Annotated in this window: 9 protein-coding genes; 4 read left to right on the top strand and 5 right to left on the bottom strand. The window is 35.9% G+C overall.

Annotated features, from left to right (window positions below; genetic code table 11):
• Window positions 1-146: 146 nt before the first annotated feature.
• From OSH00_RS19735 to metG, 3 genes are all read right to left on the bottom strand, one after another.
• Window positions 147-1,124 carry an MBL fold metallo-hydrolase gene (locus OSH00_RS19735; protein ID WP_266131835.1) on the bottom strand — a complete coding sequence of 326 codons (978 nt, stop codon included), beginning with the start codon at window positions 1,122-1,124 and terminating at the stop codon, window positions 147-149.
• A gap of 144 nt (window positions 1,125-1,268) precedes the next feature.
• Entirely contained in the window at window positions 1,269-1,745 is a 477-nt protein-coding gene (locus tag OSH00_RS19730; RefSeq protein ID WP_266131834.1) for a hypothetical protein, read from the bottom strand.
• A gap of 90 nt (window positions 1,746-1,835) precedes the next feature.
• Complete coding sequence (gene metG, locus OSH00_RS19725) at window positions 1,836-3,896, bottom strand: methionine--tRNA ligase (protein WP_266131833.1); 2,061 nt, start codon at window positions 3,894-3,896, stop codon at window positions 1,836-1,838.
• A gap of 180 nt (window positions 3,897-4,076) precedes the next feature.
• Here metG and OSH00_RS19720 point away from each other — a divergent pair, with 180 nt between their 5' ends.
• Both OSH00_RS19720 and OSH00_RS19715 read left to right on the top strand, forming a co-directional pair.
• Window positions 4,077-4,874: a hypothetical protein gene (locus OSH00_RS19720; RefSeq protein ID WP_266131838.1), complete on the top strand. Its 798-nt coding sequence runs from the start codon at window positions 4,077-4,079 to the stop codon at window positions 4,872-4,874.
• A 341-nt stretch (window positions 4,875-5,215) separates the two neighbouring features.
• A complete protein-coding gene (locus OSH00_RS19715; protein WP_266131832.1) occupies window positions 5,216-5,512 on the top strand; it encodes a putative quinol monooxygenase in 297 nt (98 codons plus the stop codon).
• Window positions 5,513-5,525: 13 nt separating this feature from the next.
• Here the strand turns inward: OSH00_RS19715 and OSH00_RS19710 are convergent, their stop codons facing one another.
• Complete coding sequence (locus OSH00_RS19710) at window positions 5,526-5,744, bottom strand: DUF6500 family protein (RefSeq protein WP_266131831.1); 219 nt, start codon at window positions 5,742-5,744, stop codon at window positions 5,526-5,528.
• Window positions 5,745-5,931: 187 nt separating this feature from the next.
• Between OSH00_RS19710 and OSH00_RS19705 the strand changes: the two genes are divergently transcribed.
• Window positions 5,932-6,129, top strand: a complete 198-nt coding sequence (locus tag OSH00_RS19705) for a hypothetical protein (protein WP_196077470.1) — start codon at window positions 5,932-5,934, stop codon at window positions 6,127-6,129.
• 86 nt (window positions 6,130-6,215) lie between these two features.
• Here the strand turns inward: OSH00_RS19705 and OSH00_RS19700 are convergent, their stop codons facing one another.
• Window positions 6,216-6,470 carry a hypothetical protein gene (locus tag OSH00_RS19700; RefSeq protein ID WP_266131830.1) on the bottom strand — a complete coding sequence of 85 codons (255 nt, stop codon included), beginning with the start codon at window positions 6,468-6,470 and terminating at the stop codon, window positions 6,216-6,218.
• A 310-nt stretch (window positions 6,471-6,780) separates the two neighbouring features.
• Here OSH00_RS19700 and apbC point away from each other — a divergent pair, with 310 nt between their 5' ends.
• Window positions 6,781-8,034, top strand: coding sequence for an iron-sulfur cluster carrier protein ApbC (apbC, locus tag OSH00_RS19695; protein ID WP_266131829.1), 1,254 nt, complete (start codon window positions 6,781-6,783; stop codon window positions 8,032-8,034).
• Window positions 8,035-8,331: the final 297 nt, after the last annotated feature.

The raw sequence follows: 8,331 nt of genomic DNA, 5'->3' as shown, positions 1-8,331 counted from the left end.
TAGTTGAGGGTGTTTTTTTATGCATGATGGAAAATAAAAAGATGAAATGAAGCAATAAGAAAAATTGGAAAGATGAATATATAAGGAAAACAAAAAGCTCAACTGAGGTTGAGCTCTTTAGTCAATTGTAGTTAAGGAAAAAGTAATCAATCTTTAAAGTGTATTGGGATCCATTGATAGCTTTTTCCATCTGCTGAGTAAATATGACCAATACCAGGAAATGGCAAGTGTGGTGCTGCTATAGTCTGACCATTTTTAGCATAGTCTGCAAATTGCTTTAGACGTGTTTGAACAGCCATTTTGGGATCAATATCGTATTCAATTGCTGTTTCAGGTCTATCAAATTGAACAGTATGCGAATGCACAATATCACCAATAAAAATAACATCTTCACCAGTAGTTTTGAGTTTATAGCTGAAATGGCCAGGTGTATGACCAGCAGTGTTGATCACTTCAAAGCCATTAATATTATCACCGAGTTTAAATGTTTTAAATTGCTGTTTCGCTTGATAAGGTGCGAGTGCAGCTTTGATTTTATCTACAGTTGCTAGATAATTCTCACGTTTATCCTGTGTAATTTTTTCTACTTGTTTGGGATTTAGCCAATAATTTGCTTCACTTTCTGAAACATAAATCGTGGCATTGGGAAAATTGGCAATACCATTTTTACTGACACCACAGGAATGATCAGGATGTAAATGTGTAAGTAAAATTGTATTGACGTGCGCTGGTTGATAGCCTGAAGATTTCAGGTTTTTGAGTACGGAACCTAAGTGTGCACCAAAACAATCTGCAGTACCGCTATCAACTAAAACTAGAGACTTTCCAGTATTGACCAGAAAGGCATTGACTGAGGTTTGTACACCTTTGACCTGATCGGCGTGGTATTTTTTCAAAATCTCTTGAACCTTGTCTGATGAAATGTCTTTAAAAAGAGTGGACGACATAAAGTTTGTGCCATCAAGTAAGGCTGTAATTTGTGTATCACCAACTTGATGTTGGTAAAAACCAGAAACTTGTGGTTGTTGCTCCCTAATTGGTAAAATTTTTTGAACATCTGCCTTTGATGCAAGAGGAAACAAACAAATGCAGAGCACTGATAAAGATTGGGCAATATTTTTCATTGGCTATGATCAGCGTTAATTTAATGAATTATTTTTTAACATGGATTGATCTGTCATTGAGCTTTTTATTGATGAAAAAAACGCTGCTTTTGTAAGTGATTTTTTATGAGTTTCACAGCAGTTTATGTAAGGCCTTTAATTTTTTTAAATATTATTTTGGGCCTTTTTCCATTCAATAACAGTGCAAATTAAGGTTGTAGGGAGGATGAGAAAAAACTGCAAATAACTAAATGTGAATATAGGTGACGGAGTGAGTATGGCAAAAATGACAATAAAAGGGGCAAGCATTAAGCCTAAAATTCCACCATAGATTATGCTTCGTATTAGGGATATTTGAACGAGCTTTTGTTCGAAGAAATGTTGGAACAGCCATTGAGTAACCAGTGCAGGAATAATCCCCAGTAGATAACCGAATGGCATAATTAAAAATAATCCTCCGATCATTGGAAATATGATTGAAGGTGTAATAAGACCTTTTAAAAAACGCATCGGATCACCAAACATAATCTGACTATGAAATGTGATTGCAATAATCAATGTACCAATAAATGGTCCCCAGATGACAAATGCTGAACTTTGCCATTTAGGCCTTTGAAGAGGGATAGTTTTTGTAATAGTCATGTTGTAGGTTTTATCTTGGTTTTATTTCTGAACATTAGCATAAAAAAAGACCTCCGAAGAAGCCTTTTTAAACCATTTGATTGCTTTTGATTAAGAGACTTTGTCGCCAGCCTTTGCGCCAGACTCAGGTGAAATGACCCAAACGCCCTCACCATTTCCAGCAGCGAGCACCATTCCATTAGAAATACCAAAACGCATTTTACGTGGAGCAAGATTAGCGACCATCACTACCAATTTACCTTTTAAATCTTCAGGCGCATAAAACTCACGTATACCACTAAATACATTACGAGGTTCAGCTTCACCAACATTTAAAGTGAGTTGAAGAAGCTTATCAGAACCTTCAACATGCGCTGCCTCAAGAACTTCTGCAACACGAAGATCAATTTTGATAAAGTCTTCGATACCAATAACTTCTGCCTCACTAACTTTAGGTTCTGCTTTGACAGGTGCAGCTTTCTTCTCTTTTTTCTTTTCAGCTTTTGCTGGTTCAGCTGCAGAAATCAAAGAGTCTTTAGATGCATCGACCATAGCAGCAACTGCTTTAGGGTCCACACGCTGCATTAATGGTTGGAATAATGCAATTTCATGATTCACCAAAATGGTTTTCACTGAAGCAAAATCAAAATGTGCGAGTTTTAAGAAATCTTGGACTTGTTGAGCAAGTGTTGGTAAAACTGGGGCTAAATAAACGGCCAATTGGCGGAATAAGTTAATACCAACTGAACATACATCATGAACTTGTTGTTCTTCACCTTCGATTTTTGCTAAAGCCCAAGGTTTTTTCTCATCAATATATTGATTTGCACGGTCTGCCAGTGCCATGATTTCACGAATTGCTGTAGAAAACTCACGTGCTTCATAAGCCTTAGCAATTGAATCGCCTGCATCAATAAAACTTTGAACCAATTCAGGCTCTGCACAAATTGCAGACAATTTATTCTCAAACTTGGTATTAATGAATTTTGCACAACGGCTGGCAATGTTGACGACTTTGCCCACCAAATCTGAGTTGACTTTCTGTACAAAATCATCGAGATTTAAATCTGAATCTTCAACTTTATCAGATAGTTTAGACGCAAAGTAATAGCGTAAATACTCTGGATTCAAGTGTTGTAAGTAGGTTTCAGCTTTAATGAATGTACCACGTGATTTTGACATCTTTTGACCATTCACTGTCAAGAATCCATTCACAAACAAACCTGTAGGTGTACGGTAGTTTGCGCCTTCAAGCATCGCAGGCCAGAACAAGGCATGGAAATAAACAATGTCTTTACCAATGAAATGATACACTTCATTTTTAGAATCTTTTTTCCAATAATCATCAAAGCTCAATTCTGTACGTTTGGTTTTGATGTAATTTTCAAAACTCGACATATAGCCAATTGGTGCATCAACCCATACATAGAAATATTTGTTTGGTGCATCTGGAATTTCAAAGCCAAAATATGGAGCATCACGAGAAATATCCCAATCATTCAAGCCATTCTCAAACCATTCATCTAACTTATTTGCGATAGACACGGGTAAACGACCTTGATCACGTGTCCATTTTTGGAGATATTCCGCAAAATTCGGCAGTTTGAAAAAGTAATGATCCGATGATTTTTCAACTGGTGTTGCGCCACTTAAAGTTGAACTTGGATTCAACAGCTCTGTTGCATTGTATGTAGTTCCACAGACTTCACAAGAATCACCATACTGATCTTCAGCTTTACATTTTGGACAAGTCCCTTTAATGAAGCGATCGGAAAGAAACATGTTTTTTTCAGGATCAAATAATTGTGTTACAGGACGAATCGCGATATTTCCTGCTTCACGGTTTTTGATATAAATTTCTTCAGAACGTGCCTTATTTTCATCGCTATTGGTTGAATCATAGTGATCAAAATGCACACCAAAACCATCAAAATCACGAATGTGTTCTTTCTGAACATTGGCAATTTGTGCTTCAGGTGTAATTCCATTGGCTTCAGCACGAAGCATGATTGCTGTACCATGAGCATCGTCCGCACATACATAAGTCACATCATGACCCATTGCACGCATGGCACGAACCCAGATATCTGCTTGGATGTAGCCGAGTAGATGACCCATATGAATAGGACCATTTGCGTATGGAAGGGCGTTAGTGACTAAAATATTTCGCACGGATATAACTCTCTTTCTCAAAGTTAAGGCAAGGGTATTGATTTTAACGTAATTGCTATCAAGATGCACAACAGAATAGGTGAATTCTTTTTAAATGTAGATTTTTATCCATATTCATATATCGAACCATTTATTATTATAGAATCAATGATTGAAAGTATGCCCAAGAGTAATAACATGATGATTGATGAAGATTATTATGATGATCAACCTGTAATCCGTATTGCACAAAATCAAAAAACAAAAGTGCAGCTTGAAAAAAATATTTTAAAAGAAGCAGAATACTATCTGGAGGATATTTCTGAAGATGAACATCAATTTTTAATTCAAACGCTCAGAGATATTGCCCAAGAAGAAAATTATTTCGATGTACTTGCTGATCAACTCGACCAGCCTGTCGGTGCGAAGGTTGCTAACGATGCATTAAATCTTCTGCATTTTTGGCAACTTATTCATGAGGCAAAAGAGGTTTCAGAATTTAATCTTTTGGAAGTGATCAATACTGAATTTTTTCAATCCAGTTTGTTGGATGCATTTAATCAATTAGATATTGGTGCATCAAAACCTCAATACAAAGCAGTATTAGAACAAAGTTTTAAACTCTATGAATTAAAATTCTATGCAGGATGTATTCCTTTGTTATATGCGCAGTTGGAAGGTTTATTGACAGCGGTGCTGGTTCAAAATGGTTACCTAAAACAGCAAGACACCAAGTTTATTGATGTTTATAAAATCGTACCGGGATTAAAAGGACATGAGATTAAGAGCTTATGGCATAAAGCCAAAATCGCCAACGAATGGAATCATTACTTTTTAGAGCTAGCAGCATACAAAATGGACAACAGTTCAACTGTGAGTATGACGCGCCATAATATTTTGCATGGTACAGAACTGAGTCATTTTAATCAGGGGCGTAGCTTTGTATTGTTTATTTGGTTATTTAGCGCTGTAAGTTTTATGAGTTCATTAAAATCTTAGTCAGCAAATATTAAAGACTTCACCTTAATTTCATCTCGAAATCTAATATTTTATGTTGAAGTTTTAGCCACTGAAGCCAAGATCGAAAAAGAGAATGGAATGTGATCTTGGTATTTATATAAAAATATCTAGAGCGCTAATGATTAATAAAAAACTATGATTCAAGGACGTATCTGATCTAAAAATCTAAACTATTTGTCTATCACTATTTATTCAATAAGAAGTTGTCCTTTTGAGCTTGATTCTGTCTAAAAAACATAGGGTTTATGAATGATAAGTGGGCTATTTGGTGGGATTTTCTGTACTATCTTAAAGCTATGATTTAGGACAGGATGTGGTTCATGCTTAAACTGATTGCCGAAGACTTTATTCAAGTAGATAAAATTGATTTGGTTTTACCTTTATATCAAGAATTAGTTGAAAAGACCAAACAAGAAGCAGGTTGTATTGCCTATGATTTATATCATGACCTACGAAATACAGGACATTTTGTATTTATTGAAGAATGGATTGATCGCGCTGCGCTAGATGCGCATGTTCAATCAGCACATTTTCAACGATTGGTACCTCTTATTGATCAATATATAAGACAAGAAGGAATTTTTACCCATATGCAGCATTACCAAGAATTATTTTAAAACCTCCAAGTGCTTATTGTTCATTTTCAATCATTTTTTTAATTTTGCTTGCCTTTTCAAAATGATCGAGTTTATGGGTTTTAATCCACCATTCTGCAACTTGCATTAATGTTTCTGGGTCATCATTTTTATTAGCAAAAAATGCATAAAAGGATAATCCGACTTGATCGCCTTTTTTTGCAATTTTCTCATTGCATATTCGAATAATTTTGTCTTTGATCACTTGTTGCATAAATTATCCCAATGTTTAAAGCAGAATCAAGATGTAGATTCTTATTTGACTATTTTATTCATTTTGAAACAAAAAGATACATCGCTACATTCTGTAGATGAATTGTTTCTGAAATGCAGTTTTTGACGTTTTATCATGATTCTGTTGTTATAAATAATAAGTAACTTAATCAAAATAGGAACGACAGATGACAAACTTAGATGATTTAAAAAATAAAGCTTCTGAAGTAATTGATGATGTAAAGTTAAAGGCAAAAGAAGCAAAATTAAGTGCTGAAAAAGTGGCTGATGATTTAAAACATAAAGCCAAGGAAACATTGCTTAAAGGTGAGCAAAAAGTAAATGATTTGAAACACAAAAATGATGATGAGACTGATAAAAGTTAATATAAAGGCCACTGAAAAAAATGATTTTTCAGTGGCTTTTTAACTTTGGTGCTTTAGGTGTCCATTCAATTTGACGAATCTGATTATCAATGATCGTAAAAGTATATTAACTTGTTTAATTTCATCAGTATAATTAAAAACAGTAACGCTAGTTTTGCCTTCTTTTTTTCATAAGTCTGCATAGAAATTGGCGATTGAGCAATGGGTGTATTCATATCTGTAAAACTGTCGCCTATTGAAATCAATTGTCCAGAAGATGTATGTACAGTATTGGTCGATGTCCCTGCAAAAATAGAACTGGAAATAAATAAAGAAAGTGTAAAAGCATGGCGTAGTTTCATCAACACTAAACCTTGTTATGATAAAAATTGGAAATCCACTATCGCTTTTTTTCAGTGTGTTCTGTATTGAATTGATAGGTTTAAAAGACAATATCGATATAGATTTAACCCACAGTACTTAGAATCCATGATGATAAAATTCCTGACTAAGTAGATGAAGAAACAGTAGTCATATGCACAAAAGCGACTAAATCAGTAGGATCAATAAAGACATTCAAAAAGCTGAATAGAAGTTTGCTTACCCTCAGCTCAATTTACAGTTAAACTATAGTTTCAGTATTTGTTGTATTTGCAAACTTGGAGCAAATCTATGTCTTGGCTTTCTTCACTTAAATCAGTTTTTTCTCCTGCGCAGGAGGTGAGAGAGGAAGAAGTCCAATCTGTTTTGCAAAACTACATATTGCCAAACTCGAACAACGCGTTAAAGGATCGTATTACCCAAGTGAACGTTGTTGGGCGGGTATTGCAGCTTACGATCAATACATATCCCACTGAAGCCGACGACTTACAGAGAATCCATGATGATCTTGCCGATAGCTTAGAAAAATGCGGTATCCAAGAGTTGAATATGCATGTGATTCAGCAAAAAATTCAGCATGATTCAAGTTGCTCTAGTGAACAACATGGAAAAGCAGGGCATAGTTGTTCCAGTCAGCCCAAAGCAGAAAATAATAAATTACCACCAGTCGTTGATGCTTCACCACAATCTGCTCCAGCAGAAGCAGACCTAAATAATCCACCTATTCAGAAAGCTGCACCGCAACAACGAGATATTCCCAAACATCCACGCATACAAAATGTCATTTTGATTTCATCTGGTAAAGGTGGTGTTGGTAAATCGACCACAACGGTCAATATCGCCTTAGCACTTAATACGTTGGGCTTGAAAGTTGGGGTATTGGATGCAGATATTTATGGTCCAAGCATACCGACGATGTTGGGCAATGCTGGACAGACACCCAAAATTGAAGGTGAACACTTTGTTCCTCTTGAAGCATATGGAATGGCAGTCCTTTCAATCGGACATTTGATTGGCAAAGAAAATACCCCAGTTGCATGGCGTGGTGCAAAAGCTACAGGTGCATTGATGCAACTGTTTAATCAAGCCTTATGGCCTGACCTTGACGTATTGGTGATTGATATGCCACCAGGTACAGGTGATATCCAATTGACCCTTGCACAGCGTATTCCTGTGACTGGTGCGGTGATTGTAACTACACCACAAAATGTGGCTTTAATGGATGCAGTAAAAGGCATTGAGCTCTTTAATAAAGTCCAGATTCCAGTGATGGGTGTCATTGAAAATATGTCGACACATATCTGTACACATTGTGGCCATGAAGAGCAAATTTTTGGTACAGGTGGCGGTGATCATTTGTCAGAACAATATGATATTCCATTGCTTGGTCGATTACCTTTAAATGTACAGATTCGAGAAAATGCCGATGCGGGTCATCCGTCTGTTATTGCAGGAGATGCAGCTGCGGAAAGCTATATGTTGATCGCTGAGAAAATTGCCAAAGCTTTACCTCGAGCAGAAAAAGATCCACATAGAATTTTCTAAATTTATGCTAAGCGCTAGCCTTTCTTGATACTCATCATTAAATCCGAGAAAGGCTAATCAAGAATGAAACAATGAACTTTTGAATGAGAGTTAATCTGTTGAGAAACTCATACATCAAAATATAATTTTCTTGATCCATACAATCAATGTACAGAATATTTGGTTTGATGAAATAAAGTTTCCATTGTCATCTAGAGTTTGAATCTTTTTGTGGAGCGGGATGCTCTTATTGCCCTTGATCAACGACGACACCCATGTCGCTTCATGGTAGAAATATTATCTATAATTCAAAAGTGT

The organism is Acinetobacter nematophilus (assembly GCF_026344175.1).
Taxonomy (GTDB): Bacteria; Pseudomonadota; Gammaproteobacteria; order Pseudomonadales; family Moraxellaceae; genus Acinetobacter; species Acinetobacter nematophilus.
Note: the sequence above shows the minus strand (reverse complement) of the source record. Positions and strands in the feature narration are given on the sequence as shown.